The sequence below is a fragment of the Tabrizicola sp. genome (assembly GCF_041913445.1).
Lineage (GTDB): Bacteria > Pseudomonadota > Alphaproteobacteria > Rhodobacterales > Rhodobacteraceae > Tabrizicola.
The window spans coordinates 86,947-112,082 of the sequence record NZ_JAYSFG010000005.1 but is presented as its reverse complement, the minus strand read 5'-3'; the positions used below and the strand labels follow the sequence as shown (position 1 = coordinate 112,082).

The window sequence follows — 25,136 nt, the reverse complement described above, 5'->3', positions numbered from 1 at the left end:
CCGCCTTCGGCACGATCCGCCACGGCAAATCCGATGCAGCCGCCACGGGCCTCGCCAAGAACTTCAAGCCGATCGACTACCCGAAGCCCGACGGGAAGCTCTCTTTCGACCGGCTGACCAACGTGGCCTTCTCCTTCACCAACCACGACGAAGCGCAGCCTGCCCACCTGGTGCTGAAGGACCCCTCGGTCCCCATCGCCGTCAACCTGCCGAAATACGCCGAACCCGCCCAGCGCTACTGCCCCGCGGGCGTCTACGAGGTGCTGGGCGAAGGCCAGGACGCCACCTTCCGGATCAACTTCCAGAACTGCGTCCACTGCAAGACCTGCGACATCAAGGACCCCTCGCAGAACATCGTCTGGACCACGCCGATGGGCGGCGGCGGGCCGAACTACCCCAACATGTGACGGCTCACGAAAGCTTGTCCCGAACCAGGGGGCCCGGCCGCAAGGTCGGGCCCCGCTGCATTGCGCGCGGCTGAACCTCGGGCTACCTTCACCCCACCCCAACAGGAGAGGCCGATGCGCCAGATCATGTCCCGGACCCTCACCGCCCTCGTCCTGGCCGCCGCAATGGGCAGCACCGTCCTGGCGAATGAAACGGTCGACAGCGGCGCCTACCTCGCCGCGCGCATCGCGGAATCCGAGAACGACTTCCGCGCCGCCGCGACCTGGTACGGCAAGGCGATCATCGCCGACTCCGCCAATCCCCAGCTTCTGGACGGCGCGATCCTGTCCGAAATCGGCATCGGCGACTTCGCCCTTGCAACGGAAGCCGCCAAGTTGCGCAAGGCCATCAAGGGGGAACCCAGCCAGATGGCGGAAATGGCGCTTCTGGCCGACGAGGCCAAGCGCGAGGATTACGCCGCGATCCTTGCCGCGGCCGAGGGTGGGCGCGACGTGGGGCAGTTGACGAATGCCCTGGTCGTCGCCTGGGCCAAGGTTGGCGAAGGCAAGATGTCCGAGGCGGTCGAGGCCTTCGACGCGGTGGCCAAGCAGAAGGGCTTCGAGGCTTTCGGCTTCTACCACAAGGCCCTGGCGCTGGCGTCGGTCGGCGACTTCGAGGGTGCGGACGAGATCCTCTCTGGCCGTGCGGCCGGCCCGATCTACGTCATGCGCCGCGGCGTCTTTGCCCATGCCCAGATCCTCAGCCAGCTGGAACGCAACGCCGATGCACTGGCACTGCTCGACCGCTCGTTTGGCACCGCACCGGACCCGATGGTCGACGCGCTGCGCAAGCGGCTTCAGGCCGGCGAACCAATCCCCTTCGACACGGTCAAGTTGGCGCGGGACGGCATCGCCGAAGTGTTCTTCACCATCTCGACCGCGCTGAACGGCGAGGCGGACCCGGTCTATACGCTTCTCCACCTGCGGATCGCGGGCTTCCTGCGTCCCGATCACACGGATGCCCTGCTTCTGACCGCGGACGTGCTTGAGGAACTGGGCCAGCACCAGCTGGCGGCCGACGCCTATGCCGTCTTCCCCCCGGAAGATCCCGCCTTCGTCACTGCCGAGATCGGCCGCGCCGGCGCGCTGAAGTCGCAAGGCCGCGCTGATGCCGCGATCGAGGCGCTGCAGGCGCTTGCCCGCAGCAACGGCGACATCCAGCGCGTCCATTTTGCCCTGGGCGATCTTTTGCGGAGCGAAGAACGGTTCGACGAGGCCGAGGTCGCCTATACGGCTGCCATCGATCTGGGGGTCGCCGCCAAGTCCGAGGATTGGGTGCTGTATTTCTACCGCGGCATCTGCCACGAACAGTCCAAGGACTGGGCCCCCGCCGAAGCCGATTTCCGCAAGGCGCTGGAGCTCAACCCGACCCAGCCCCAGGTGCTGAACTACCTGGGCTATGGCCTGGTCGACCGGGGCGAGAAGCTTGAAGAAGCGCTGGGGATGATCGAGAAAGCCGTCGCCGGCGACCCGGAGCAGGGCTACATCATCGACAGCCTCGCCTGGGCCTATTTCAAACTTGGCCGCTACGCCGACGCATTGGAACCGATGGAGAAGGCATCCCTTCTGGAACCCGTCGATCCTATCGTCACCGACCATCTGGGCGACGTCTACTGGATGAACGACCGCAAACTCGAGGCCCGCTTCCAGTGGCGCCGGGCGCTCTCGTTCGAGCCGACCGAGAAGGACAAGGCCCGCATCCTGCGCAAGCTCGACGTCGGCCTGGACGTGGTGATGGCCGAAGAGGCCGCCGCGGCCACTCCGGTCAAGGCGGCCGAGAATGACAACTGACGCAGTCGTCGAAACTGCGCCAGCCAAGATCAACCTTTGTCTCCATGTGACCGGCCGCCGGCTGGACGGCTATCACCTGCTCGACAGCCTCGTCGTGTTTGCGGATGTCACCGACCGGGTCTTTGCGTCCCCGGCGCATGGCCTGTCGCTGGTGGTGGCCGGGCCGGAAGGGGCCGGCCTGCAGGCAGAGACCGACAACCTGGTCCTGCGGGCCGCCCGGCTGATGGGGGTCGAGGACGCGGCACTGGTCCTTGACAAGCGCCTGCCGGTGGCCTCGGGCATCGGCGGGGGCTCTGCGGACGCGGCGGCGGCCCTGCGGGCTCTGGCGCGGCTCAAGGCGCTCCCGCTGCCCGCCGTCGACGAGGTCCTGACCTTGGGGGCTGACGTCCCTGTCTGCCTCTCCGGTCGCCCGGCGCGGATGACCGGCATCGGCGAGCAGGTCGGTCCCCTGCCTCCGTTGCCGCCAATGGCTTGCGTCCTGGTGAACCCGCGTCTGCCGGTGCCGACTCCGCAGGTCTTTGCCGCCCTGGCCACGCGTGAGAACCCGCCCCTGCCCGACCTGCCGCACGGGGTCCTTGCCAGCGCCAGGATTTTTGCCGCATGGCTCGCCTCACACAGCCGCAACGACCTGGTCGCCCCGGCGCGGGAGGTTGCCCCGATCCTGGAAGACGTGCAGGCCGCGCTGGAGGCGACACCCGATTGCCTCCTGGCCCGCATGTCCGGCTCGGGCGGTACGCATTTCGGCCTTTACGACAGTCCCGAAGCCGCCCGGCGCGCCGCCGAGACCCTGCGCGCCGCACATCCCTTCTGGTGGATCGAAAGCGGAAGCATCCTGGCCTGAGCGCGGGCTTTCGCGTGTATCTGTACGGTGGGCGATCCGCCCACCGCCCGTTGCCGCGACCTTGGGGAACAGGGTGAACAGATCCTGAATGTCTGCTGCCAAGTACCTGATTTCCTTGCGCCCTGCAAAACTGTCCAGCGTGGACACCCGGTGTGGCGGGGTCAGAAATAGCTCCTGACCAACGCCCCCGAAATCAGCGCCCAGCCATCGGCCACCACGAAGAAGACCAGCTTGAACGGCAACGAGACAATGGCCGGCGGCACCATCATCATCCCCATCGACATCAGCACTGCCGCCACCACCAGATCGATGATCAGGAACGGCAGGAAGATCATGAAGCCGATCTCGAAGGCGCGCTGGATCTCTGACAGAAGGAAGGACGGGACCAGCAGCGACAGCGGCGCCTCGGGCGGCGCGATGGGTGTCGCCGCGCGCAGGTCCTGCAGCGTCTGCAGCGTCTCCGGATCGACCCGCGCCGCCATGAACACCCGGAACGGCTCGATCGCCGCCTGCAGGCCCGGCCCGACCTCCAGCTGACCATTGGTCATCGGCTCGATCCCCTTGACCCAGGCCTCGGTGAACACGGGGTCCATCACGAACCAGGTCAGGAACAGCGCAAGGCTGATGATCAGCATGTTCGGAGGCGCCTGCTGCAGGCCCAGAGCCTGTCGCAGGATCGACAGCACAGTGACGATGAAGGGAAAGCAGGTGACCATCACCGCCAGCCCCGGCACGATCGACAGGACCGTGATGAGGAGCAGAAGCTGCACGGACCGCAGGGACAACGACTGCCCCTCGCCGCCGAGATCCAGCGTCATCTGCTGCGCAAGCGCCGGACCGGCCAGCAGCGCCAGTCCAACCGCAAGGCCGATGGCACGCCTCACAACCCGCCCCGCAGGTTGGCCACTTCGGTCAGGCGAACCGCCAGCTTGCCGGCGTTCTCGCCCTCCAGCTCGGTCAGTTCGCCCCGCGCGATCAGGCGGTCGCCGACATAAAGTTCCACCGGGTCATCCACCCGACGATCCAGCTGCAGGACGGCATCCTTCGACAAGCGCAACAGGTCCCGCACAAGGGGACGGGCGCGACCCACCGAGATCGTGACCTCGATCGGGACCTGCGAGAAGGGATTGGTATCGGCAATGTCTTCCATGGGGATCCTCAGGTGTTGAGGTTGAAGAAGGCGCGGACGGCGATGGCGATGTCGGTCGTCACCTGACCCAGGTCGACCTTGGTCTCCGACGGACCGAAGCGGATGTAGACCTGCCCGTCCGGCATCGTGGGCTCCTCCTCGATCACCATCGGCAACCCGGTCGCCTGGGTCAGGAGGTCCTCGATCTGCTTTCGGACGGCGGGGTTCAGGACAAGCGTCAGCGGCGCGTCGGACAGTTCTTCGGCCATCGGCATCACGGCCTCGAGCACCGTAGGCGCCAAGGCCTCGCGGGCGACCTCGGGGAGAAGCCGGTTCACCATTTCCAGGATCAACGGCTTGATCGACTGGAGGACATGGCTGCGGGCGTCCTGGAAGGTGAAGGACAGGCTTTGCAGGTTCCGCGCGAGGTCGGACCGGATCCGACTCTGGTCGCCCTGCTGTGCGGCAACGGCATCGTCCCAGCCTGCCGTGTAGCCCTGCTCGAACGAGGCCACCTTGGCCTCTTCGACCGCCGTAGCCTCCACCAGTGGCAGCGGGGTGCCATCGGCCGCCGGGGCGGTGTCGAAAACCTCCAGACGCAGTCCCGGCATCAGGCGGGTTCCTCTTCGTGTTCCATCCAGCCGCGCAGGATCTCGATCGATTCCGTCTGGCGCTCTTCGATCAGGCGACGGAGCCGGGAGGCGGGATCCTCCTCGGGTTCTCCGCCCTCCGGCCGGTCGCTGCGGGCACTGGCGAAGGCGCCGTAGTCGAACCCGTCATCCAACTCGCCATTAAGGGCGATCGCCCCCCCGGCCAAGGCGGGCGGCAGCGCAAGTTGCATTTCGGGGGCGGGAAGCGGGGCCCGGCTGGCCGAGGTCAGCACCGGGCGGATGACGAAGAGACCCAGCACCAGCGCCACAAGCGCGAGAACAGCGGTCTGGATTATCGACATGACGTCGATCTGGCCCAGCGGCGGCAGCAGTGTGGATGTCGCTTCGGTCCCCTCCGGCACCGGTATGGGCTGAAACTCCAGCGATTTCAGCGTGAGAACATCGCCCCGCGCTTCGTCCAGGCCGACCGCCGAGGCCACCAGTTCGCGCAGGGTCGCAAGCTCCTCCTCCGGCCGGGGCGCCCAGGTGCGCGTGCCATCCTCCGCAACGGTGGCGACGCCATCGACCATCACGGCCACGGTCATCCGGCGCACGGCACCCGGGTTGCGCAGGATCTCGCGCTGGGTTTCGGAGACTTCGTAGTTCACCCGCTCCCGCGTTTCGGAGTTCTGGCTTCGGCCCTGCCCCCCGCCCTCGGCATCACCTTCCGGCAAATTCGAGGCAACCGTGACCTCACCGCCCGGCTGGGTGCTGGACCCGCTGCGCTCCTCGGTCTCCGAGGAAATCGCCACGCGGCCCTGGGGATCGAACTTGCGTTCGGTGATTGCCTCACGTTCCGAGACAAGGTCGATGGAGACCTCGACCACCGCCTTGCCCGCCCCGACGCGCGCGGCAAGCAGGCGCTCGACATTTCCCTTGATGGCGGCCGCGCGGTCTGCGGCATCCCCGGTGTCGAACGCGTCCGACTCGTTCCCGCCGATCAGCCCAGCCACCGTGTCGATGATCTGCACGGCATCGGGCGTCATCCCCGCCACAGCGCTTGCCACAAGATGGCGGATCGCGCGGGCCTGTGCTTCGCTGAGGTTGCCGCCCGCCGTGGTTAGAGTGACCGATGCCGTGGCCTGCGATTCCGGTTGGAAGGCGCGGGTTGGTGCGCTGGCGATATGGACGCGGGCAGCCTTGACCTCGGGCATGGCCAGCAGCGTACGCGCGATCTCGCCTTCCTTCGCCCGCCAGTAGGCGGCATCGAACATCTGCGACGTGGTGCCGAATCCCGACAGCGAATCGAGCAGTTCGTATCCCCCGCCACCGGCCGCAGGGAGTCCCTCGGAGGCCAGCGCCATCCGCAAGGCGTCGCGCTGGGAGAGATCGACAAGGATCGAGTCGCCCTGGATTTCATACGCCACCCGACGCTGGTCGAGTGCGGCCACGACCTCCCCCGCCGCACCAGGCTCCAGCCCGGCATAGAGGAGGCCCATCTCCGGCTTTCCCGCCATGCGGCTCAGGGCGAGCACTGCCGCGAACATGGCGACCGTCGCCCCCACGATGATGATGCGGCGGCGCAGGTCGAGCTTGGTCCAGATGTCGATCACGTTCTGCAAGGCGATTCTCCGGTCCGGCGGTTCTGCCGTGGCACCAGATTTCGCCGGTCGGGCTTAACAATCGGTTAGTGACCTTTGGCTTATGGTCGCCCTGTCCCGAGAAACGGAGCATGAACATGGCCACGGCGGAAGCCACCCTCGAAGACAGCCCGAAGAAGCGGTCGAAGAAGCCCTTGCTGATCGGCCTGATCCTTGCGCTGGCGCTTGGCGGGGGCGGGTTCTACGCTACGTTTTCCGGCCTGATCCTGGCTGGCGATGCAGAACATGCCGAGGAGGAGAAGCTTCCCGGTCCGCTTTCGGGCATCGCCTTCGTGCCTCTGGAAACCATCGTCGTCTCGCTTGGGCCCGATTCGGCAAGCGAGCACTTGCGCTTCACGGCCCAGCTCGAGGTAACCGACGTGGCGCAGGCCGATGTTGCGACGCTGGCACCGCGGATCCTCGACGTGGTGAACAGCTATCTTCGCGCCATCGACACGGAGTCGATCGAGGACCCGCAGGCGATGGCGCGACTGCGCGCCCAGATGCTGCGTCGCATCCAGGTCGTCACCGGCGAGGGTCGGGTGCGCGATCTTCTGATCACCGAATTCGTGCTGAACTAGGACCGCAACCATGGACATGATCGCCGATATCCTTCTGATGGCAGGCTCTTTCGGGGCCGCGATCTACTGTTACGTGCTGTCCGCCCGGCTGAAGAAGTTCACGACGCTGGAAACCGGAATGGGTGGCGCGATCGCCGTGCTTTCCGCCCAGGTGGACGACATGACGGTGGCGCTGGAGAAGGCGCGGGGGGCCGCGAACGGCTCGGCCGAAAGCCTCGAAGCCCTGACGGCGCGAGGCGAAGCGGTGGCGCGCAAGCTGGAACTTCTGGTCGCATCGCTGCACGACCTGCCGGATCCGAAGGCCCCCTCCGCACGCCCCGTGGCGGAAGAGGTTGCCGAGGAGGAACGGCGCGTCCGCTTCGTCCGCCGCCGCTCGACGCGGGATGAGCTGGAGGCTGCAGAATGAGCCGCCGCCGCCGCGCGGGCCACGGCGCGCTCTTCATCGTGGCCATGCTCTTTGCGTCATCCGGCGCGCTGCGCCTGGGATCTGGCATCGGCGCCGCACTGGCAAATTCCGCAGAGGAGGCGACGCCCACCGAGGCCGCCGTGGTGCAAAACTGCGAGATGCCGAGCGCGCTGTCCGAAGCGCTGACACTGCGAGAGGACCGGATCGCCGCGCAAGAGGCCGCCCTGAAGGACCGCATGGCCGCTCTGGCACTGGCCGAGGCGACCATTTCCCAGCGGCTCGAGGAAATGAAGGCTGCGGAAGAGGACCTGAAGGCTACGCTCGCCCTTGCCGATGGGGCGGCAGAGGAAGACATCCAGAAGCTCACCGCCGTCTACCAGGCGATGAAGCCCAAGGATGCCGCGGCGCTGTTCGAGACGATGTCCCCCGACTTTGCCGCCGGCTTCCTGGGCCGGATGCCGCCAGAAGCCGCGGCGGCGATCCTGTCGGGAATGTCCGCCGAGGCCGCATACGGAGTCAGCGTCATAGTCGCCGGTCGCAACGCCTCTGCCCCGACGGAATGACGGTCAGAGAGTATTAACCCCCTCCCCCAATACTGCCGTCAACAGAACAGGATACAGGACACCTAAATGCTCGGCTTCGTCGGCATCGCCGTCATCCTCGTCATGGTCTTCGGCGGCTATGTCCTTGCCGGCGGCAAGATGGGCATCATCCTCAAGGCCCTGCCGTTCGAGATGATCATGATCGGGGGCGCGGCCATCGGGGCCTTCCTGATTTCCAACGACATGGCCGCCGTGAAGCACACACTCAAGGACGTGGGCAAGGTGTTCAAGGGGCCGAAGTGGAAGCCTGAAGACTACCGCGACCTGCTATGCCTTCTGTTCGAGCTGATCCGCCTGGCCCGCGCCAATCCCGTCGCGCTTGAGGAGCACATCGAATCGCCCGGCACCTCGGCCATCTTCGGGAAGTATCCTCGCATCCAGCAGGACCACGAGGCGATGGACATCATCTGCGACACGCTGCGGGCGGCGTCGATGAATTACGACGACCCCCACCAGGTCGAAGAAGTTCTGGACAAGCGGATGGAGGCGACGCTGCACCACGCGATGCATTCCAGCCACGCACTGCAGACCATGGCCGATGGCCTTCCGGCCCTTGGGATCGTCGCGGCGGTTCTGGGCGTGATCAAGACAATGGGCTCGATCGACCAGCCCCCCGAGGTCCTGGGCAAGATGATCGGCGGGGCGCTGGTCGGGACCTTCCTCGGCGTTTTCCTGGCCTACGGACTGATGGGGCCGTTCGCTGCCCGGGTGAAGACCGTGGTCGAGGAGGACATCCATTTCTACCAGCTTATCCGGGAAGTCCTGGTCGCCAACCTGCACCGCCACCCCGCCAACATCTGCATCGAAGTGGGCCGACAGAACACGCCACACCATCTCCGGCCGGGCTTCGGCGAGCTGGAGGAAGCCATGCGCAACCTGAAGCAGGAAGCCGCATGATCCGGGCGATGCTCCTGACCCTTGCCCTGGCATCCGCCGCACAGGCCGAGACCGCCCGGATCCTGTCAGGCGAGCACGGAGATTTCACCCGCCTGGTGATCGAACTGCCCGGCGGGCCGGACTGGAACATGGGCCGGACCGCGACCGGCTACGCCTTTGGCGTCCGGTCCGACAGCCAACCCACCTATGATCTGTCGACCGTCTGGGAGCGCATCCCGAGATCCCGTCTGGCGGGCCTGGCCGTCGACAAGACAAGCGGGGCGCTGCTTCTGACCCTGGGTTGCGATTGCCATGTCTTCCCCTTTGAATATGGCAGCGCAATCGTCGTCCTGGATATCCGGGAAGGGCCGGCGCCAGCAGGGTCCGCGTTCGAGGCCGCCTTTCGCGGCACGGTCCCCCCCCTCCCCAGCTCGCCGGAGAGCGAACGCTACGACTGGCTTGCCGACCGGCGCAGCGATCCGCCCGCCCGATATGTTCCGTCCCTGCCGCTCGACACCGGCAGCGTCTCGCTTGAGCCGTTGCGGGACGAACTTCTGGAGCAGATCGCAAGGGGAGCTGCAGACGGCGTGGTGGACATGGAACTGCCCGGAAAGCCGGCGGAGGTTCCCGTGATCGATCACTCTACGTTGCCCTGGTCGAACATCAGGATCGGCGTGGATGCGGGTGTCATCGTGACGACACCCGGGGCGTTGGTCCCCGCAGAAGCAGACGGCCCGGCCTGCGCCGGTCCCGAAGTGGCAGACCTTGCTGCCTGGGGACAGGACATGGCGCCCTTGGACCTGCTCGTCGCCGCCCGCTCCGACCTTTACGGCGAATTCGACCTTCCCGAGTCCGAGTCCATTATGCGCTCTGTCCGGCAGCTTCTCTACCTGGGCTTCGGGGTCGAGGCCCGGCAGCATCTTGACATGCTTGGAGATCAGGCCGTCGGCGAGGATGTGGCGCTTTATCGGTCCATGGCCCGCCTGGTCGACGGCGAGACCGACCCCCAGACGCCTTTCGCCACAATGCTGGAATGCGACGGGCCCGCTGCCCTGTGGGCGGCGCTTGCCCATGACCGCCTGCCCTCCGGCCCCGACGTGAATCGCGACGCCATTCTCCAGGGCTTCCTTACCCTTCCAGCTCATCTGCGGCGACATCTTGGCCCCGCATTGGCAGAGAAATTTCTGGCGCGCGACGATACGGAAGCAGTGCGCATCATCCGCGACGCGATGGAGCGGACGCCGGATGCGGACCCGGGCAGCGTGGCCCTTCTCGATGCCAAGACGCAACTCCATGCAGGCGATGCCGGTGCGGCCCAGATTCATGCCGAGGAGGCGGTGGCTCTTGACGGGGATCGGGCGGACAGCCTGGTGGCTCTGGTTGAGGCTCATTTCCTCAAGCTGCAACCCATGGACCCCGACGCCGCCGACGCACTTATGTCGATCCGCGGCGAGGCCGAGGACGGCGACTCTGCTGCAGCGATCGAGCGTGCGACGGTCCTGGCGCTTGCCCTGTCTGGGCAGACCCATGCCGCCTTCGGGTCCAACCAGGCCCCGGCCAATCTGTCGGACCTGTGGCGCGTCGTCGAGGACCGCGCCACCAACGACGACTTCCTGCGCCATGCCGTGCTGCCCGAGGACGCCGCGCGACCCGACGTTGCGGACGAGGTCGCGCAGGCCGTGGCCGATCGCCTGCTTGCGCTGGGATTTCCGGATGCCGCGGTGGTCTGGCTGGGACCTGTCGCCCCATCGGACCCAACGGACCTACGCCTTCTGGCGGCAAGAGCGGAACTTGCGCGTCGCGATGCGGGCGCCGCGTTGGCCCTCCTCGGCGACGCGTCGGGACCAGAGGCCGACCAGCTTCGCGCGGACGCGCTTCTTGTCCTGGGTGACCTGCCGGCGGCAGAGGCCGCGCTGTCCCAGTCTGGCGAAGCCGATGCGGCTGCGCGCGTCGGACTTTGGGACGGCGACTGGACCAAGGCCCCCGATGAAGCGGGAGCCTGGAAGGCGGCGGCGCGGCTTGCCCAGCCCCTCCCAGACACAGAGACGGCCGGCCTTCTTGATCGCGGCGGCCGGACGGTCGAGGCCAGCCTCGCCGCGCGCGAGGCCATCGAGGATCTTCTCGCCGACCTGCCCCCGCTTTCCGAAAACTGAGGCCGGTAACCGTGCGGAAAGATTCGCCCGCTAGGCTGCTCCCCAACCCCGGCAGAACGCCCGGGAGGAGCGAGAATGCGCAGCAAGAGACCTCACTTTCTGACCGCGACGACCGCTGCCGTTGCACTTTGGTTGTCACCGGCCGTCGTTCTGGGACGTGACGACCCCGCCGACCTCTGCCTGCAAGCCGCCTCGGATGCGGCGGATCGTACGGGCGTACCGTTTGCCGTCCTGCGCGCGATTTCGACGGTCGAAACCGGGCGTCACGGGCGTCCCTGGCCTTGGACGGTCAATTTCGGCGGAGATGGGCGGTGGTTCGACACCGCAAGCGAAGCCGCAATCGAAGCGGAAGCCGCTCTGGAACAAGGGGCGACAAATGTCGACCTTGGCTGTTTCCAGCTGAACTATCGTTGGCATGCGCAGAATTTCGCGTCGGTCGCCGATATGCTGGATCCGGCGCAGAACGCGATCTATGCGGCCGAGTATCTGGCCAACCACTTCGCCAGAACCGGTGACTGGGCCTTGGCTGCTGCGGCCTACCATTCAGCCACCCCCGAATTCGCTGCTGCCTATCAGGCTAAGTTCGAGGCCGCATTGGGCGACGGCGGCGGCGACACGGCCCCTTCGGCCCCTGCCGGGCTGGTCGACCGGGAGAACCGGTTTCCGCTTCTTGTTGCCGGATCGGCCGGCGCGCGGGGATCGCTGGTTCCTGCCAGCCCCGGTGGCCTCCGTCTTATCGGGGCACCATGATGCTGAAGGGACTGTCTGCCGCCGCCTTCCGCCCGACGATCCTGCTTGCCATCGGGTTGATGGCCGTCATCGTAATGATGATCCTGCCCGTCCCGGCCTGGATCCTGGACATCGGCCTGGCCATCTCTTTCGCGCTGGCGATCCTGATGCTTACGGTGACCCTGTTCATCGACCGGCCGCTGGATTTCTCGGCCTTCCCGACCATCCTCCTCGCCTCGCTCCTCTTGCGCCTGTCGCTGAACGTCTCGTCGACGAAGCTCATCATCGGCCAGGGCCACACTGGCACCGACGCGGCCGGACACGTGATCGAGGGCTTTGCGGAATTCATCATGGGCGGGGACCTGATCCTTGGCCTCGTCATCTTCATCGTCCTTCTGATCGTGAACTTCATTGTCATTACCAAGGGCGCAGGACGGATGGCCGAGGTTGGCGCACGCTTCGCGCTGGACGGAATGCCGGGCCGGCAGCTCGCGATCGACGCCGACCTCTCGGCCGGAGCGATCGACCATGCCGAAGCGAAACGCCGGCGCGAACAGGAACTTGCGGAAACCAACTTCTTCGGCTCGCTCGACGGCGCATCGAAATTCGTGAAAGGCGATGCGATCGCTGGCCTTCTGATCACCGCGCTCAACATCGTGGTGGGCCTGATCGTGGGGATCTTCGTCCATGGACTGGACGCCGCTACCGCCTTCGAGACCTACACGATCCTAACCGTCGGCGACGGCCTTGTGAGCCAGATCCCGGCTGTCATCATCTCGGTCGCCGCCGCGCTTCTGTTGGCGAAGGGCAGCCAGAAGGGAGCGGCCGATGTCTCGTTCTTCGCGCAGCTCGGGCGGTACCCCGGCGCTCTGGGCACGGTCGGCGCGCTGATGGCGCTTTTCGCGCTGGTGCCGGGGATGCCGTTTCTGCCCTTCATGCTGGCCGCGCTGGTGCTGGGAGGTGTGGCCTTCTACCAGGCCCGCCGGGCTGCCGAGCCCGAGGTCGCGCCGCCGCCCACGCTGGAAGCCCCGAAGCCCAGGTCAATCGGCGATGTGCTCGACTTCGACGACATCCACATCGAGTTTGCGCCGAACCTCGTCGCGATGGTGCTGGATCCTGCCACCGGTCTGGATAGCCGCATCGCAAACATGCGCAACCATGTCGCCTCGGCCTACGGGTTCATCCTCCCCGAGATCCGCCTGACCGACGAGGGCGCGCTTCCGCCCGGCCAGTACCGGATCCGGCTTCAGGGCGTCGAGCGTGTCGCGGACCGGCTCTATCCCGACCGGGTCCTTGTCCTGCTGAACGAAGGCATTCCGGCCCCCGATGGCCTCGACGCGCGCGAGCCGGTCTATGGCGCCCCGGCGCGCTGGATCCTTCCCGACCAGCAGGAGGACGCTGCCCTCTCCGGCCTGACCGTCGTGTCGCCGACCGAGGTCCTTGCGACCCACCTTCTCGAGGTGCTGAAGTCGAACCTTTCGCGTCTTCTCACCCTGCGCGGCCTGCGTCGGCTTCTGGACGAGTTCGTGAAGCTTTCCGATCCCGTACGGGCCGAGGCGAACCGCCGGCTTCTGGACGAGTTGATCCCCGACAAGGTGCCGATCGATCTGCTTCATTCCGTGCTGCGGCTTCTCCTGGACGAGCGGGTCTCGATCCGGAACCTGCCGCTGATCCTGGAATCAATCGCCGAAGCACGGCAGTTCGGCACGCCCGAAGCGATCTGTGAACATGTCCGCCAGCGCCTTGGCTTCCAGATCATCGCCGAGCTCAAGCGGCCGGACGGCTCGGTGCCCCTGATCCAGCTTTCGCCCGAGTGGGAAAGGACCTTTTCGACCTACCAGATCGACAGCGACCGCGGCCACCGCGACGTGGCCCTGCCACCAGAGATTTTTGCGAAGCTCGCCAATGGTTTGACCGAGCGCGTCAACCGTGCGGCCGAGGGTGGCGTCTACCCGGCGCTGGTGACCTCGGTGGGACGGCGGCGCTTCCTGCGGACGGTGGTCCAGGCCAAGGGCCTGCATATGCCGGTCCTGTCCTATGAAGAGATCGGGACCGATGCTCGGCCCGCCCTGATCGGACAGGTCCCGGCGTGACCGATCTGATCGCGGACCTCTCGATGCTCCTTGGCCTGGCCGAAAGCCTGGCCTGGGCCGTCGCACTGGCCTTCGTCCGGATCGGCGCCATGGTTGCGCTGATGCCCGGCTTCGGTGATACGGCTGTCCCGCAAAGGATCAAGCTTGCGCTTGTCGTCGGGCTTACCCTCGTGGTCGCCCCTCTGCTGACCGAGCGGATCAGCGCCGCGGATGTCCCTCCATCCTTCCTGGCCCTGGGAGGAGAGGCGGTGGCCGGTCTCATCCTCGGGATCGGGATGCGGCTTTTCATAGCGGCGTTGCAGACGGCGGCGGCGATGATTGCCCAGGCAACCACGCTGGCGCAGCTCTTTTCCGGGGTTGCTCCGGAACCGCAGCCGGCGATCGGCAACCTCCTTCTCATTGCCGGCATCGCGCTGGCCATGGCCACGGGATTGCACGTGCGCGCGGCCGAGCTTGTGCTGATCTCCTACGACATCCTGCCTGCGGGTGTGCACCACTCGGCGGCCGCAGCCGCGGAGTGGGGCCTTGCCCTGATCAGCCGGACCTTCAGTCTTGCCTTCTCGCTGGCGGCTCCCTTCGTCATCGCATCGCTCATCTACAATCTCGCGCTTGGCGCGATCAACCGGGCCATGCCGACTCTGATGGTCTCGATGGTGGGCGCCCCCGCCCTGACCCTGGGGGGACTGGCCCTGCTGGCCGTCGCCACGCCGGTGCTGCTTGCCGTCTGGGTCGACGCGTTCACTGCCCATCTTGACCAGCCGTTCGTGGTGGCACCATGAGCAGCGAGGACGACGAATCCGACAAGGAACACGAGGCGTCGCAGCAGAAGCTGGACAAGGCGCGCAAGGACGGGGACATCGCCAGGTCCACGGATCTTCAGACCGCAATCGCGACCGGTGGGTTCCTGCTCGCGCTGTTCAGCTTCGGGGCCTGGGCCGTCGAGAGGTCGGGGACGGCCAGCATGGTGCTGCTCGACCAGGCAGACCGACTGTCGACCCTGGTCACCACAGGAGGCAGCGCCCCTGTCGCCGGCATCCTCATGGCGGTCGCCGGTCCGCCGCTGGCGCTTTTGCTTCTGGCACCGGTGCTGGTGCTTGCGCTTCTCGTCGCAACCCGGGGCTTCGTCGTTGCGCCCAGCCGGCTGGCACCCAAGCTGTCGCGGATCTCTCCGATCGCCGCTGCCGGGCACAAGTTCGGCGTCGAGGGACTGGTGGAATTCGCCAAGAGCACGGTCAAGCTCTGCCTCGTCGGCCTGATCCTCTACTATTTCCTCGCCGCGCGCCTGGAAGAGATCCTGGCCAGTCTCTACCTGACAACCGCCATGTCCGGCGCGTTGATGGCCCGCCTGACTCTGCATTTTCTTGCCATCGTCTTCCTGATCCAGCTCGTGATCGGCGGCGTCGATTTCCTTTGGCAGATCTTCCAGCACCGCAAGCGCCTGCGCATGTCGCGCAAGGAGATGATGGACGAATACAAGGAAAGCGAGGGCGACCCGCATCTGAAGGCGGCCCGCCGCCAGCGTGCCCAGGAAGTTGCGACGAACCGGATGCTGTCGGACGTCGCGACCGCGAACGTCGTCGTGGTCAACCCGACGCACTATGCCGTGGCCCTGAAATGGGACCGGGCGAAAGGCGGGGCACCTGTCTGCGTCGCCAAGGGTGTTGACGAGGTCGCGCGCATGATCCGCGAACGGGCGGCCGAACATGGCGTGCCGATCCACTCCGACCCCCCGACAGCCCGCGCCATTCACGCCACGGTCGAGATCGGGCTGGAGATCCGGGTCGAGCACTACCGGGCCGTCGCGGCAGCGATCCGCTTTGCCGAAGCCATGCGCAAGAGGGCACGGCGGCGATGAGCAAAGGCACCGACATCGCCCGACTGGCCGACCTGACGCAGCTTGTGCTCGACCACCGGCTTGGCAAGCTTCGCAGCGCGGTGGCCGAACTGGAGCGCAGCCGGATGCAGATCGCTGCGCTCGACCAGCCGTCCGCTGCGCAGGACCTGGACGCGGTTACAGCCGAAAAGGTGACGCTGACCTACGGCCGCTGGGCCGACCAGCGCCGGGCCGAACTGAACCTGGTGATCGCGCGGCAGACTGCCGATTGTATCGAGGCACTAAGCGAAGCGCAGACGGCCTTCGGCCGCGTGCAGGCCCTGCAGGGGCTTGCCACGCGGCTGAAGCAGGTTCGATGACGCTCAGCTGTCCTGGCGTGCGATGTCGGTGATCAGGACGTCGGTCACGACAAGTCCCAGGACCTGCGCCGCAGCTTCCTTCAAACTGGTTCGCAGGCCGATCAGGTTGGACCCGTCGGTGAACGACCCGGAGAAACCGCCCGTGTTCGCGTGGTCGAACATCACCTGCAGGAAGACATCCCGCAATTTGGGTTCCCGGACGTAGACCGCCTCGGTGCTGCCGGGCTCCACCTCCAGCGACAGCGAGAGGACGACCAGCGCAGCGACCCTCCCCTTCTCCACCACCGGAACCACGAACTGATTGTTCAGCTTGACATATTCCGGCGTTCCTTCCTCGGCTTCGGCGTGTTCGCCATCGTCTGCGTCGGCGTTTCCTTCTTCTTCCGGGGCGGCATGATCCGCCTCGGCAGCGTGATCGTCGGCCGCTGGGGCCGGGCGCAGGAACAGGCCTGCGCCCACGCCTCCGCCAAGACCTACCACGGCCAGAAGGATCGGAAGAAGCTTGCCCAGCATGATCAGAACGGCATCACGATGTCGGCGACCTGCTGGCCGTAGGTCGGCTGCTGGACGTCGGTGATCTGGCCCCGGCCGCCATAGGCGATCCGGGCGCCGGCGATCTTGTCGTAGGTTATCTCGTTCCGCCGCGAGATGTCTGTCGGGCGGACATAGCCCGTCACGATCAGCTCCCGCATCTCGAAGTTCACCCGGACCTCCTGCTGACCTTCGATCTTCAGGACGCCGTTCGGCAGTTCCTCGACCACCGTGGCGGCAACCCGCAGCGTCAGCTCCTCGTTGCGCGAGACCGAACCCTGACCCTTGAAGGTCGAGGACGACTCCATGTTGAAGGCGTCTTGCAGACTTGCGCCCTCGGGCAAGCCCGTGTTCAGGCTTTGCGGAAGGCCCAGAAGGTCGGGAATGCCCCCGTTCTGCTCACCGCTCCGGCTGCGGCCGGTGGAATTCCGGATCGAGGCGCTGTCGTCGATCTCGATCACGACGGTCAGGATATCGCCACGTCTCGCCGCACGGCGGTCGCCGAACAGTGATTCCGTCCCGCCCGTCCACAGGGACGAGCCATCCGAGACGGTGGCAGGGGGCTGATCGTCCGGCAGGGACGCGGAATACATCGCGTAGTGCTGGTCGGTTCCCTCGAGCCCCGAGAATTCGGGGGCGCGCCCCACCTGTTCCAGCTTGCCGCAACCGGCCAGGGCCAGCGTCAAAATCATCAAGGACCGCATCATGATCTATCCATTCCATCCGACATAAACTGCTCCGTCCGGGCCGATGCGGCCCGTCACGGTGTTCCGCGAGCCGAGGTTCATCACGCGCACCTCGTCCCCCTCCGATCCACGCGACAGCGCCCGGCCCTCCGTCGAGATGGCCAGCCCGCCCGAGAGATAGACCAGCGTCACCAGCTGGTTGCGCTCGACCAGGGTCGGTGGGCCAAGGTCGCCGGCACGCACAGGCTTTCCAGCGTAGATCGACACCCGGGCCTCCAGCCCGACGGCCTGAGCCGGATCGCTGAGTGCCCCGGGAAGGGCCGCGCTGACCAGCGTCAGGTCTTCGGGCGCGATCAGCGTCTTGGCGCGGATTGTCCGGGTCGCGACCAGACTTTCCGCCGAAACCGGGGCGGCAAGCGCAAGGATCAATGCCAGCCGCAGCATCAGCGCACCTGCGTGGTGGCGGCCAGCATCTGGTCGGCCGCAGTGATGACCTTCGCGTTCAGCTCGTAGCCGCGCTGCGCCTTGATGAGCTCGGTCACTTCGCGCACCGCATCGACCGAGCTCGATTCCAGGTAGCCGTGCCGCAGCGTCCCCAGTCCCTCCTGCCCCGGCGTCCCCGAAAAGGCCGCGCCCGAAGCCGGGCTTTCCAGAAACAGGTTCGACCCGATGGCCTCCAGCCCCTTCTCGTTCGGAAAGCTCGAGATCGTCATCTGCCCGATCAGTTCCGGATCCACCCGATCGGCGAATTCCGCCCAGACCTCGCCGGAGGGCGAAATGGTCAGCCCCCTCGCATCGGCGGGGATCGTGATGCCCGGCACCACGGGATAGCCGTCCGAGGTCACGATCAGCCCCTCGGCCGACCGCTTCAGCGCCCCGTCGCGGGTATAGCCGACCTGGCCCGAGGGCATCTGCACCTCGATGTAGCCGTTGCCGTCGATCGCGACGTCAAGGTCGCCGCCAGTCGCATCCAGGGTCCCCTGGCCGATTACCACCGAGACCGCCGCCGGACGCACGCCAAGACCGATCTGCACCCCGGTCGGCAGCATCGACCCATCCGCAGCCGAAACGCTGCCCGGCCGTGCCATCTGCTGGTAGGTCAGGTCGGCAAAGTCGGCGCGGCGGGGGTTGTAGCCGGTGGTCGACATGTTGGCGAGGTTGTTCGAAACGACGTCGACCTTCATCTGCTGGGCCGACATGCCTGTCGCGGCAATCTGCAATGCCTTCATTCCGGCCTCCTATCGACCAAGCGCCTGGATCACGCCGCGGACGCGTTCGTCTTCGGCATCCAGGAATTTCTGGCCCAGCTCGTAGGCGCGCTGGACCTCGATCATCCGGGCGATCTCGGACACCGGCTCGACGTTACTGTCCTCGAGCATGCCCTGCAGGACCGTAGCACCCTCCGCCGGTTCCAGCTCGCCCGCGGCGAACATGGTCCCGGCCTGGTGGCGCAGCGAGAGCGGATCAGTCGGCCGCCAGAGCCCCACCTGCGCGATGGGTTGTCCGTCCGCCGAAAGCGTCCCGTCGGCAGCCAGCGCGATGCCCCGCGCATCCGGCGGCACGAAGACCGGCGCGCCGCCCGCATCCAGAAGCCGATAGCCGTCGGGGGTCACCAGCTCGCCCTCGGCCGAGGGCGTGAAGCTTCCCGCCCGAGTCAGCCGTTCGCCCTGCGGCGTCTCCACCAGAAAGAAGCCCTCGCCCTGGATGGCAAAGTCGAACTGACCGCCGGTCTGGCTCAGCGTCGACTGGCTCAAGTCCACATGACGCCCGCTGGCATGGGCCATCGACAGGGACGGATCCTGGTCCAGTGCGGCCACGAATTCGGAAAACACCACCCCCTCGCGCCGGAAGCCGGTGGTTGAGGAGTTGGCGATGTTGTTCGCGACCACGCCCATCTCGCGCATAAGGCCCGACTGGCGGTTCAGTGTCGCATATCCGGCGGCGTCCATCTCAGCCCCCTGCGATCTGCGGAATGATGGTTTCCGTGAAGAAGGACACCAGCGTCGAGGTCATGAAGCTCATCGACAGCCAGAAGACCCCCAGCATCACTGCGGCCTTGGGGACGAAGGTCAGCGTCATCTCCTGCACCGAGGTCAGCGCCTGGAACAGGCCGATCACCACCCCGACCACCAGCCCGACGACCAAGAGCGGGGCCGAGATGGTCACGCAGATCCAAAGCGCCTGGCGCGTCAGGTCATAGATCATCGGCTCGGTCATACCGGCATCCTCAGGATTTCCTGGTAGGCCTCGACGACGCGATCACGCACCGTCGCCACCGTCTCGACCGCCATCTGCGACGAGGCCAGCGCCTGGACCAGCGCGTGCGGGTCTGCCCCGCCAGTCATCGCCGAACGGGCGACAGCCTCGTGTTCCTGCAGCGCACCCATGAAGTTGCCCGCAAGCTTTGCGAAGCCCTGTTCCGCCGCCCCTTGCTTCGGTTGCGGGGCGGCGGCGGTGCGAGCATTCGCATAGGCCTGGGAAACGAAAGAGGTTTTCACATCCATTCTGGATCTCCCCTATCGGCGCAGAAGGTCGAACAGGCTTTGCGTCATCTGACGCGTCTGGTCGAACATCCTGAGGTTCGCCTCGTAACTGCGCTGCGCTTCGCGCGCGTCAGCGATTTCGATCACCAGATCGACATTCGAGCCGTCGTAGTGACCGGTTTCATCCGCCAGCGGGTGGCCGGGGTCGTAGATCTTCGCAAGCTGGCTCTGGTCGAGTTTGACCGGACCCGCTTCGACAAGGCCTGTGTCCATCGCCTGTTCGAAGGTCATCACCTTGCGGTGGTAGCCGGGCGTGTCGGCATTGGCGATGTTCTCGGACACATGCCGAAGGCGCATCGCCTGCGTCTCCATGCCGGAGGCGGCGAAGGACAGCGAGGAGATGAGGTCATTGCCCATGTCTCACCTCACCGCGGCCGGCCAAGGCTTGCCCGGACCACGTCCGAGGTCGCCCGGTAGATTGCCAGCGCCATCTCGTGGCTTTGCCGTGCCTCGACCGACTTCACCATCTCGGCCTCCAGCGAGACCGAGTTGCCATTGGGTGACTCATGCCCGCGGACAAGGTCCGGAGCGGGCAGATTGGCCGCCGCGTGGCCAACCAGGTGACCTGGCCGCGTGGCGCGCATGTCCAATCCCCCCGCCTCGTAGACTTCGGAAAAGGCGGGGACGTCCTTGGCCTTGTAGCCAGGCGTGTCGGCGTTCGCGACATTCTCCGCAATGACCGCCATGCGTGCGCCGGACTGCGCGGCCAGCGCCTGCGCCATTCGGGTAAGTTCCAGTTTCTCGAACATCGGGGCTTCTCCCTCGACCTGCTTCACCAAGGCTTAAGGGTGATTCCTTTAGAAACGGTTGAGAGCGAACAAAGGGAGAATCCCGTGACTGGTCTTTTCGATGGTCTCTTGGCGGAAATCGCCGGAAGCGCGTCCGTGCGACGGGTTGGGCGGGTAGCGGAAACGCGGCGCGGGCTGGCCGAGGTGACCGGGCTCGAGACGGCGGCCATTGGGGATCGGGTTCTGATCCACAGCCGCGACGGCACCGCGGGCGGCGAAGTGCTCCGCCTGACGCCGGGTCGCTGTTCAGTGCTGCCGGATGCCTCGGGCGACGGGATGGCGATCGGCGACCGGGTCGAGCTTGTCGGCAAGGCCGAGATCGCTCCCGATGACAGCTGGATCGGACGGATCATCGATGCGACCGGCCAGCCGCTGGACGGCCGCCCCCTGCTGCGCGGCCCCAATGCCCGGTCCTTGCGGGCGCCCGCGCCGCCTGCCGCGTCGCGGCGTCGACTGGGCGGCCGGCTGGAGACCGGCGTGGCGATCTTCGATACCCTGCTTCCCCTGGTCCGCGGACAACGGATCGGACTTTTCGCGGGGTCGGGGGTCGGCAAGTCCTCGCTCCTCGCCAAGTTCGCGCGGGGGGTGGAGGCGGATGTCGTCGTCATCGCGCTGGTGGGTGAACGGGGCCGGGAACTGCGGGAGTTCACCGAGCGGGTGCTTGGCCCTTCGGGGATGGCGCGCAGCGTGGTGGTGACGGCGACCTCGGACCAGTCGCCCCTGATGCGGCGGATGTGCGCTCTGACGGCGATGGCGGTGGCCGAGCATTTCCGCGACCAGGGAAAGCATGTGCTGCTTCTCGTGGATTCCGTCACCCGCTTTGCCGAGGCGCACCGGGAGGTCGCACTGGCAGGGGGTGAGGGCGCCAGCCTGCGGGGCTTTCCGCCCTCGCTGACCCAGGCGATCATGGGAATGGCCGAACGGGCCGGGCCGGGACCGGAGGGGGCGGGCGACATCACGGCGGTCTTCTCGGTCCTGGTCGCGGGCTCGGACATGGAGGAGCCGGTGGCCGACATCCTGCGCGGGGTTTTGGACGGGCACGTGGTGATGGACCGGAGGATCGCGGAACGGGGGCGGTTTCCGGCGATCGATCTTCTGCGATCGGTCTCGCGGTCCCTGCCCGAGGCGGCGAGCGAGGAGGAGAACCAGCTGATCGGAGAGGCGCGGCGGTTGCTCGGGGCCTACGACCGGGCTGAGATGATGATCCAGGCCGGGCTCTATGCCAGCGGATCGGACCCGGTGATCGACCGGGCGATCAAGGTCTGGCCGCAGTTGGACGGGTTCCTGGCCGAGTCCGCCCCGGCGAACGGGATCGCGGGAAGCTTCGACCGGCTGCGGGCCAGCCTGAAGGTTTGACGGGGCCGCAAGGGACTTCTCCTGGGCAAAGTGTCCACGGTGGACAAAGGACGGGAAGTGCGCGGAATCAATGACTTGCGAAATTCGATTCAGGGTGCCTTAACCATGCAATCGGCCCCTGCCAGCTGCACGGAAGCCTAGCGCCGCAAGAGCATCAACGCGGTGGCGGCGGGCGAGGTGGCGGACATCTGGCCCTGCATCTCGGACTGCAGAATGAAGCGGCGGGTCAACGCCTCAAGCTTCGCGGGATCCTTGAACTGGCCGATGTCCGGCGAACCGAAGGCGGCTTCCGTCCGCTTCTTCAAGACCGAGACCTGCTGGTCAAGGTCGATGGACGAAAAGCTTTTCGGCAGGCCGAGCGCCGTCTGCATCACCTCGCGCAGGGGGGCGTTGCCAAGGACCGTGAACCACTTGGCGTTCTCGCTGATCGTTCGTGACGCAAGCGCCGGGATCTCACGCTCGGCGTTCAGCGCCAGGCGGTAGGTGTTGTTCTGCTGACCCACGGCGGTCTCGAAACTGCGGGCGCGGAACTGGGTCAGGATCTCGTCGGGGAATGTGGAAAGCTTCGTGCGCGGCACGGAAAAGTCGCCGTAGCCGAAAGCCGCGGCGAACTTCTGGTACTGCTTGTCGGCCAGCTTGTTGGCAAGGCTTCCCTCCTTCAGAGTGCCTCCCTCCAGGATCTTCTGGATGAAGGCCTTGCTGTTTACATCACCCTCGAGCCCGAAGGCCGTCAGGGCGATGCGCAGAAGCCGCTTGTCGTTCACCAGCTTCTCGGCCGTGTCGGCTTTGCCGATCTTGTCGCGGAAATAGGCCTCGTCGCGCTGCTGCATCGGCATCGCCTGCTGCACGGCCTGCTGCTTGGCCATCGTCCGCTTGAGGAAACCCCAGCCGGTAAAGCCTGAAAGTGGCAGGACCGGCTGGAAGCTCATGCGCGTCCGGCGGCGAAAAGCCGCTCCTCGCGCGGAAGCAGCGAACGCAGGGCCTTCAGGGCCTGATAGGGCTGCGCTTCCATGACCGCACGGCTGGCGATCGTCAGCTGGGTGCGGCTGTCATAGTCGGTCAGCACCTGGCTGAGTTGTTCGATCCCGCGCAGAAGCTGCATCTTCGCCTCGTCGGGGTCGGCATCGCCGGTCAGCACCAGCTGGGCGATGTAGCAGACCCGACGGACGGGCGTGTTCACCTCTTCGGGGTGGATCGCGTCGCGGAGCCGCAGGATGTTGGCATTGGGCGTCATGATGGCAAGACGCGAACGCTTGTCACCATTCTCGATCACCGCGCCGTTGATCAGCACCCGCTCATGCGGGCCAAGCTTCAGGACGAGGCCGCTCATTTGCCGCCCCCGTCGCCGCGCAGGCCGCGCATGACGGCCATGTTGATGTCGGCCAGAACCTCGACGCTGGCCTTGTCCTCCAGAACGGCGCGGCTGTGCTGGGCGGTGAATTCGTAAAGGTAGAAGAGCCGGGCGCGCAGGGCGGCGGGCAGGCCGTTGCCGGGCAGGGCCACGTCGGAGGCCAGCGTCGACCACAGCGTCACATTGTCGGTCACGGCGCGGACCAGCGCGGGATAGTCGGTGGCGCGGTTGGCCCAGGCGGTCCGCAGGCGCTGCGTGGTCTGCGCAAGAAGATCGTATTCGATCGACCGAAGCGACCGGGTCGGAGCCTCGGGCCGGGCATAGCTGATGGCGGAATGGAAGGTCATGGGGTGTCCATCTGTTCGAAAGCCTTGGGGTGAGGCGGGCCGCGGGGATCAGCCCCCGCGGCCCGATGCGCTTAGCGGAACAGAGACAGGAGACCCTGCGGCTGCTGGTTGGCGATCGACAGGGCCTGGGTGGCCAGCTGCTGTTGCACCTGCAGCGCCTGCAGACGTGCCGAGGCTTCCTCCATGTCGGTATCGACCATCGCGCCGATGCCGGTCTTGAGCGAGTCGGTCAGCTTGCCGACGAACTCGGACTGGATCTCGATCCGCTTCTGCGAGGAACCGAAGGACGCGGCAGCGTCGATCGAGGTCTGCAGCATGCCTTCGATCGCGTTGAGCGCGTTCGCAGGCTGGTTCACCACGTCGATGGAGTTCAGCCCGGCCAGGCCGCCCGTACCGCGGGTGGTACCGACGCTGATCGCGGCGGACTGGTTGGTGTTGTTGGCCACCGTCAGCGCGCCCGAAGCCAGCGTCAGAGTGAAATCGCTGTCCGACAGGCCGTTCTGCGTCAGCGAGTTCTTCAGGCCAGAGACCAGCGAATCGGCGGTGTCGCCTTCCTTCACGACATAGTTGCCCGAGACCGACCCCACGTTGAGCGTGATCTTGTCGCCGGCGATGATGCCGGTCAGCGTACCCGGTGCGGCCGTCGGCGCATTGGCCGCAAGCGCCCCGGCACCGCCCTGCAGGGTGAAACCGTTCAGCGTGACCGGGGTGCCGGTCACTACGTTCGCGGCCGAAAGCGTGCCGCCGCCGGCAGTCAAGGTGGCCCCGGCATCGGTCGACAGGTTCTGCGCGTCCACGGTGATGTTGGACGAGGTGACGCCGCTCTGGCTGCGGTCCAGCGAGGAAAGAACGTTCACCGTGGTCTGCGAGCCATCGACCAGGTTCAGGCCGTTGAACTGCGCCGCGCCGACCGTCGATTCGATCTGCTTCGTCAGCGCGTCGATATCGGTCTGGATCTTGTTGCGATCGACGTTGTCAGCCTGGGCGGCGACGATCTTGCCCTTCATTTCGGTCAGGAGCTTCGTCACGGTTTCCGAGGCGTTGCGCGCGACGGTCAGCGTGGCATTGCCCACCGACAGGCTGTCGGAGATGCCCTTGAAGCCCTCGACATCCGATTCCATCACTTTCGAGATCGCCCAGACGGCGGCGTTGTCCTTGGCGGTGGCCACCGACTTGCCAGTGGAGATGTCCGCCTGGGTCTTGTTGAGGCTGGCGTTGATACCCTTCATCGTCTGCAGGGCAACCATCGCGCTGGTATTGGTCAGGATCGACGACATTACTTGGTCCTTCACACGGGGCCGCAGGTTTCACGGCCGGAAAAGCCACAAGGCGTGGCGGTCTGGGCGTTCTGTCCGTGCTTGCCGGGTGTCCCGGAAGCGCCGCCCCGTCATGGGACGCAGGAGCAATGAAGGGCCAAAGGGGTGAACCAATTCCTAAACGCCGCGAGGGAAGTGCGCGGCATTT

Annotated in this window: 31 protein-coding genes; 14 read left to right on the top strand and 17 right to left on the bottom strand. The window is 66.3% G+C overall.

Features of this window, described 5'->3' with window-relative positions; genetic code table 11:
• From ACE3Q6_RS08220 to ACE3Q6_RS08210, 3 genes are all read left to right on the top strand, one after another.
• Window positions 1-407, top strand: a 407-nt coding sequence (locus ACE3Q6_RS08220) for a 4Fe-4S dicluster domain-containing protein (protein WP_374430825.1), incomplete at its 5' end; no start/stop codon positions are given.
• A gap of 114 nt (window positions 408-521) precedes the next feature.
• Entirely contained in the window at window positions 522-2,237 is a 1,716-nt protein-coding gene (locus ACE3Q6_RS08215) for a tetratricopeptide repeat protein (RefSeq protein WP_374430823.1), read from the top strand.
• The gene (locus ACE3Q6_RS08210) at window positions 2,227-3,078 is read left to right on the top strand and encodes a 4-(cytidine 5'-diphospho)-2-C-methyl-D-erythritol kinase (protein WP_374430820.1); all 852 of its coding nucleotides are present in this window, start codon (window positions 2,227-2,229) and stop codon (window positions 3,076-3,078) included. Before ACE3Q6_RS08215 ends, ACE3Q6_RS08210 begins: the two co-directional genes overlap by 11 nt.
• A gap of 161 nt (window positions 3,079-3,239) precedes the next feature.
• Here ACE3Q6_RS08210 and fliP read toward each other — a convergent pair whose 3' ends face one another.
• The 4 genes from fliP to fliF all read right to left on the bottom strand — a co-directional run bounded on the left by fliP (window position 3,240) and on the right by fliF (window position 6,419).
• On the bottom strand, window positions 3,240-3,896 hold the full coding sequence (gene fliP, locus ACE3Q6_RS08205; protein WP_374431071.1) for a flagellar type III secretion system pore protein FliP: 657 nt from the start codon (window positions 3,894-3,896) through the stop codon (window positions 3,240-3,242).
• A 62-nt stretch (window positions 3,897-3,958) separates the two neighbouring features.
• The gene (locus ACE3Q6_RS08200) at window positions 3,959-4,228 is read right to left on the bottom strand and encodes a FliM/FliN family flagellar motor switch protein (protein WP_374430818.1); all 270 of its coding nucleotides are present in this window, start codon (window positions 4,226-4,228) and stop codon (window positions 3,959-3,961) included.
• Between the two features lie 8 nt (window positions 4,229-4,236).
• On the bottom strand, window positions 4,237-4,818 hold the full coding sequence (locus ACE3Q6_RS08195) for a flagellar biosynthesis protein (RefSeq protein WP_374430816.1): 582 nt from the start codon (window positions 4,816-4,818) through the stop codon (window positions 4,237-4,239).
• Window positions 4,818-6,419, bottom strand: coding sequence for a flagellar basal-body MS-ring/collar protein FliF (fliF, locus tag ACE3Q6_RS08190; protein WP_374430814.1), 1,602 nt, complete (start codon window positions 6,417-6,419; stop codon window positions 4,818-4,820). The genes ACE3Q6_RS08195 and fliF overlap by 1 nt, the downstream gene beginning before the upstream one ends.
• A 116-nt stretch (window positions 6,420-6,535) precedes the next feature.
• Here fliF and fliL point away from each other — a divergent pair, with 116 nt between their 5' ends.
• The 10 genes from fliL (at window position 6,536) to ACE3Q6_RS08140 (ending at window position 16,070) form a co-directional block, all read left to right on the top strand.
• A complete protein-coding gene (gene fliL / locus ACE3Q6_RS08185) occupies window positions 6,536-7,018 on the top strand; it encodes a flagellar basal body-associated protein FliL (RefSeq protein ID WP_374430812.1) in 483 nt (160 codons plus the stop codon).
• A 10-nt stretch (window positions 7,019-7,028) separates the two neighbouring features.
• A complete protein-coding gene (locus tag ACE3Q6_RS08180; RefSeq protein ID WP_374430810.1) occupies window positions 7,029-7,424 on the top strand; it encodes a hypothetical protein in 396 nt (131 codons plus the stop codon).
• The gene (locus tag ACE3Q6_RS08175; protein WP_374430808.1) at window positions 7,421-7,987 is read left to right on the top strand and encodes a MotE family protein; all 567 of its coding nucleotides are present in this window, start codon (window positions 7,421-7,423) and stop codon (window positions 7,985-7,987) included. The genes ACE3Q6_RS08180 and ACE3Q6_RS08175 overlap by 4 nt, the downstream gene beginning before the upstream one ends.
• Window positions 7,988-8,053: 66 nt before the next feature.
• A complete protein-coding gene (gene motA, locus ACE3Q6_RS08170) occupies window positions 8,054-8,923 on the top strand; it encodes a flagellar motor stator protein MotA (RefSeq protein ID WP_374430806.1) in 870 nt (289 codons plus the stop codon).
• Window positions 8,920-11,055, top strand: a complete 2,136-nt coding sequence (locus ACE3Q6_RS08165) for a hypothetical protein (RefSeq protein ID WP_374430803.1) — start codon at window positions 8,920-8,922, stop codon at window positions 11,053-11,055. Before motA ends, ACE3Q6_RS08165 begins: the two co-directional genes overlap by 4 nt.
• Before the next feature lie 75 nt (window positions 11,056-11,130).
• A complete protein-coding gene (locus ACE3Q6_RS08160; protein WP_374430801.1) occupies window positions 11,131-11,805 on the top strand; it encodes a transglycosylase SLT domain-containing protein in 675 nt (224 codons plus the stop codon).
• A complete protein-coding gene (flhA, locus tag ACE3Q6_RS08155) occupies window positions 11,805-13,877 on the top strand; it encodes a flagellar biosynthesis protein FlhA (RefSeq protein ID WP_374430798.1) in 2,073 nt (690 codons plus the stop codon). Before ACE3Q6_RS08160 ends, flhA begins: the two co-directional genes overlap by 1 nt.
• On the top strand, window positions 13,874-14,656 hold the full coding sequence (locus ACE3Q6_RS08150; RefSeq protein WP_374430796.1) for a flagellar biosynthetic protein FliR: 783 nt from the start codon (window positions 13,874-13,876) through the stop codon (window positions 14,654-14,656). Before flhA ends, ACE3Q6_RS08150 begins: the two co-directional genes overlap by 4 nt.
• Window positions 14,653-15,732 carry a flagellar biosynthesis protein FlhB gene (locus ACE3Q6_RS08145; RefSeq protein WP_374430794.1) on the top strand — a complete coding sequence of 360 codons (1,080 nt, stop codon included), beginning with the start codon at window positions 14,653-14,655 and terminating at the stop codon, window positions 15,730-15,732. The genes ACE3Q6_RS08150 and ACE3Q6_RS08145 overlap by 4 nt, the downstream gene beginning before the upstream one ends.
• Window positions 15,729-16,070, top strand: coding sequence for a hypothetical protein (locus ACE3Q6_RS08140; protein ID WP_374430792.1), 342 nt, complete (start codon window positions 15,729-15,731; stop codon window positions 16,068-16,070). Before ACE3Q6_RS08145 ends, ACE3Q6_RS08140 begins: the two co-directional genes overlap by 4 nt.
• Window positions 16,071-16,073: 3 nt before the next feature.
• Here the strand turns inward: ACE3Q6_RS08140 and ACE3Q6_RS08135 are convergent, their stop codons facing one another.
• The 9 genes from ACE3Q6_RS08135 to ACE3Q6_RS08095 are packed head-to-tail and all read right to left on the bottom strand — an operon-like array spanning window position 16,074 to window position 20,579.
• On the bottom strand, window positions 16,074-16,583 hold the full coding sequence (locus ACE3Q6_RS08135; protein ID WP_374430790.1) for a flagellar basal body-associated FliL family protein: 510 nt from the start codon (window positions 16,581-16,583) through the stop codon (window positions 16,074-16,076).
• Window positions 16,584-16,585: 2 nt separating this feature from the next.
• The gene (gene flgH, locus ACE3Q6_RS08130; RefSeq protein WP_374431068.1) at window positions 16,586-17,305 is read right to left on the bottom strand and encodes a flagellar basal body L-ring protein FlgH; all 720 of its coding nucleotides are present in this window, start codon (window positions 17,303-17,305) and stop codon (window positions 16,586-16,588) included.
• Between the two features lie 6 nt (window positions 17,306-17,311).
• Entirely contained in the window at window positions 17,312-17,731 is a 420-nt protein-coding gene (gene flgA / locus ACE3Q6_RS08125; RefSeq protein ID WP_374430787.1) for a flagellar basal body P-ring formation chaperone FlgA, read from the bottom strand.
• Complete coding sequence (gene flgG / locus ACE3Q6_RS08120) at window positions 17,731-18,516, bottom strand: flagellar basal-body rod protein FlgG (RefSeq protein ID WP_374430785.1); 786 nt, start codon at window positions 18,514-18,516, stop codon at window positions 17,731-17,733. The genes flgA and flgG overlap by 1 nt, the downstream gene beginning before the upstream one ends.
• A 9-nt stretch (window positions 18,517-18,525) precedes the next feature.
• The gene (locus tag ACE3Q6_RS08115) at window positions 18,526-19,236 is read right to left on the bottom strand and encodes a flagellar hook-basal body complex protein (RefSeq protein WP_374430782.1); all 711 of its coding nucleotides are present in this window, start codon (window positions 19,234-19,236) and stop codon (window positions 18,526-18,528) included.
• 1 nt (window position 19,237) lies between these two features.
• A complete protein-coding gene (locus tag ACE3Q6_RS08110; protein ID WP_374430780.1) occupies window positions 19,238-19,504 on the bottom strand; it encodes a flagellar biosynthetic protein FliQ in 267 nt (88 codons plus the stop codon).
• Window positions 19,501-19,791, bottom strand: a complete 291-nt coding sequence (gene fliE / locus ACE3Q6_RS08105) for a flagellar hook-basal body complex protein FliE (protein ID WP_374430777.1) — start codon at window positions 19,789-19,791, stop codon at window positions 19,501-19,503. The genes ACE3Q6_RS08110 and fliE overlap by 4 nt, the downstream gene beginning before the upstream one ends.
• Window positions 19,792-19,803: 12 nt before the next feature.
• Window positions 19,804-20,187 carry a flagellar basal body rod protein FlgC gene (flgC, locus tag ACE3Q6_RS08100; protein WP_374430775.1) on the bottom strand — a complete coding sequence of 128 codons (384 nt, stop codon included), beginning with the start codon at window positions 20,185-20,187 and terminating at the stop codon, window positions 19,804-19,806.
• An 8-nt stretch (window positions 20,188-20,195) separates the two neighbouring features.
• The gene (locus ACE3Q6_RS08095) at window positions 20,196-20,579 is read right to left on the bottom strand and encodes a FlgB family protein (RefSeq protein ID WP_374430773.1); all 384 of its coding nucleotides are present in this window, start codon (window positions 20,577-20,579) and stop codon (window positions 20,196-20,198) included.
• A gap of 84 nt (window positions 20,580-20,663) precedes the next feature.
• On the opposite strand from ACE3Q6_RS08095, the gene ACE3Q6_RS08090 reads away from it, so the two are divergent.
• The gene (locus tag ACE3Q6_RS08090; RefSeq protein ID WP_374430771.1) at window positions 20,664-21,974 is read left to right on the top strand and encodes a FliI/YscN family ATPase; all 1,311 of its coding nucleotides are present in this window, start codon (window positions 20,664-20,666) and stop codon (window positions 21,972-21,974) included.
• A 137-nt stretch (window positions 21,975-22,111) separates the two neighbouring features.
• On the opposite strand, the gene ACE3Q6_RS08085 is transcribed toward ACE3Q6_RS08090, so the two are convergent.
• The 4 genes from ACE3Q6_RS08085 to ACE3Q6_RS08070 all read right to left on the bottom strand — a co-directional run bounded on the left by ACE3Q6_RS08085 (window position 22,112) and on the right by ACE3Q6_RS08070 (window position 24,949).
• Window positions 22,112-22,903: a DUF1217 domain-containing protein gene (locus ACE3Q6_RS08085; protein WP_374430769.1), complete on the bottom strand. Its 792-nt coding sequence runs from the start codon at window positions 22,901-22,903 to the stop codon at window positions 22,112-22,114.
• Entirely contained in the window at window positions 22,900-23,304 is a 405-nt protein-coding gene (gene flbT / locus ACE3Q6_RS08080; RefSeq protein WP_374430765.1) for a flagellar biosynthesis repressor FlbT, read from the bottom strand. Before flbT ends, ACE3Q6_RS08085 begins: the two co-directional genes overlap by 4 nt.
• Window positions 23,301-23,672, bottom strand: a complete 372-nt coding sequence (gene flaF / locus ACE3Q6_RS08075; protein ID WP_374430763.1) for a flagellar biosynthesis regulator FlaF — start codon at window positions 23,670-23,672, stop codon at window positions 23,301-23,303. Before flaF ends, flbT begins: the two co-directional genes overlap by 4 nt.
• Window positions 23,673-23,743: 71 nt before the next feature.
• Window positions 23,744-24,949: a flagellin gene (locus tag ACE3Q6_RS08070; protein WP_374430760.1), complete on the bottom strand. Its 1,206-nt coding sequence runs from the start codon at window positions 24,947-24,949 to the stop codon at window positions 23,744-23,746.
• Window positions 24,950-25,136 lie beyond the last annotated feature (187 nt).

What these genes read in the sequence shown, in the direction of transcription:
- ACE3Q6_RS08215 (WP_374430823.1), top strand. Translation starts at nt 522, where the DNA reads ATGCGCCAGATCATGTCCCGGACCCTCACCGCCCTCGTCCTGGCCGCC.
- ACE3Q6_RS08210 (WP_374430820.1), top strand. Translation starts at nt 2,227, where the DNA reads ATGACAACTGACGCAGTCGTCGAAACTGCGCCAGCCAAGATCAACCTT.
- fliP (WP_374431071.1), bottom strand. Translation starts at nt 3,896, where the DNA reads ATGACGCTGGATCTCGGCGGCGAGGGGCAGTCGTTGTCCCTGCGGTCC.
- ACE3Q6_RS08200 (WP_374430818.1), bottom strand. Translation starts at nt 4,228, where the DNA reads ATGGAAGACATTGCCGATACCAATCCCTTCTCGCAGGTCCCGATCGAG.
- ACE3Q6_RS08195 (WP_374430816.1), bottom strand. Translation starts at nt 4,818, where the DNA reads ATGCCGGGACTGCGTCTGGAGGTTTTCGACACCGCCCCGGCGGCCGAT.
- fliL (WP_374430812.1), top strand. Translation starts at nt 6,536, where the DNA reads ATGGCCACGGCGGAAGCCACCCTCGAAGACAGCCCGAAGAAGCGGTCG.
- ACE3Q6_RS08180 (WP_374430810.1), top strand. Translation starts at nt 7,029, where the DNA reads ATGGACATGATCGCCGATATCCTTCTGATGGCAGGCTCTTTCGGGGCC.
- ACE3Q6_RS08175 (WP_374430808.1), top strand. Translation starts at nt 7,421, where the DNA reads ATGAGCCGCCGCCGCCGCGCGGGCCACGGCGCGCTCTTCATCGTGGCC.
- motA (WP_374430806.1), top strand. Translation starts at nt 8,054, where the DNA reads ATGCTCGGCTTCGTCGGCATCGCCGTCATCCTCGTCATGGTCTTCGGC.
- ACE3Q6_RS08165 (WP_374430803.1), top strand. Translation starts at nt 8,920, where the DNA reads ATGATCCGGGCGATGCTCCTGACCCTTGCCCTGGCATCCGCCGCACAG.
- ACE3Q6_RS08160 (WP_374430801.1), top strand. Translation starts at nt 11,131, where the DNA reads ATGCGCAGCAAGAGACCTCACTTTCTGACCGCGACGACCGCTGCCGTT.
- flhA (WP_374430798.1), top strand. Translation starts at nt 11,805, where the DNA reads ATGCTGAAGGGACTGTCTGCCGCCGCCTTCCGCCCGACGATCCTGCTT.
- ACE3Q6_RS08145 (WP_374430794.1), top strand. Translation starts at nt 14,653, where the DNA reads ATGAGCAGCGAGGACGACGAATCCGACAAGGAACACGAGGCGTCGCAG.
- ACE3Q6_RS08140 (WP_374430792.1), top strand. Translation starts at nt 15,729, where the DNA reads ATGAGCAAAGGCACCGACATCGCCCGACTGGCCGACCTGACGCAGCTT.
- ACE3Q6_RS08135 (WP_374430790.1), bottom strand. Translation starts at nt 16,583, where the DNA reads ATGCTGGGCAAGCTTCTTCCGATCCTTCTGGCCGTGGTAGGTCTTGGC.
- flgH (WP_374431068.1), bottom strand. Translation starts at nt 17,305, where the DNA reads ATGCGGTCCTTGATGATTTTGACGCTGGCCCTGGCCGGTTGCGGCAAG.
- flgA (WP_374430787.1), bottom strand. Translation starts at nt 17,731, where the DNA reads ATGCTGCGGCTGGCATTGATCCTTGCGCTTGCCGCCCCGGTTTCGGCG.
- flgG (WP_374430785.1), bottom strand. Translation starts at nt 18,516, where the DNA reads ATGAAGGCATTGCAGATTGCCGCGACAGGCATGTCGGCCCAGCAGATG.
- ACE3Q6_RS08115 (WP_374430782.1), bottom strand. Translation starts at nt 19,236, where the DNA reads ATGGACGCCGCCGGATATGCGACACTGAACCGCCAGTCGGGCCTTATG.
- ACE3Q6_RS08110 (WP_374430780.1), bottom strand. Translation starts at nt 19,504, where the DNA reads ATGACCGAGCCGATGATCTATGACCTGACGCGCCAGGCGCTTTGGATC.
- fliE (WP_374430777.1), bottom strand. Translation starts at nt 19,791, where the DNA reads ATGGATGTGAAAACCTCTTTCGTTTCCCAGGCCTATGCGAATGCTCGC.
- flgC (WP_374430775.1), bottom strand. Translation starts at nt 20,187, where the DNA reads ATGGGCAATGACCTCATCTCCTCGCTGTCCTTCGCCGCCTCCGGCATG.
- ACE3Q6_RS08095 (WP_374430773.1), bottom strand. Translation starts at nt 20,579, where the DNA reads ATGTTCGAGAAACTGGAACTTACCCGAATGGCGCAGGCGCTGGCCGCG.
- ACE3Q6_RS08085 (WP_374430769.1), bottom strand. Translation starts at nt 22,903, where the DNA reads ATGAGCTTCCAGCCGGTCCTGCCACTTTCAGGCTTTACCGGCTGGGGT.
- flbT (WP_374430765.1), bottom strand. Translation starts at nt 23,304, where the DNA reads ATGAGCGGCCTCGTCCTGAAGCTTGGCCCGCATGAGCGGGTGCTGATC.
- flaF (WP_374430763.1), bottom strand. Translation starts at nt 23,672, where the DNA reads ATGACCTTCCATTCCGCCATCAGCTATGCCCGGCCCGAGGCTCCGACC.
- ACE3Q6_RS08070 (WP_374430760.1), bottom strand. Translation starts at nt 24,949, where the DNA reads ATGTCGTCGATCCTGACCAATACCAGCGCGATGGTTGCCCTGCAGACG.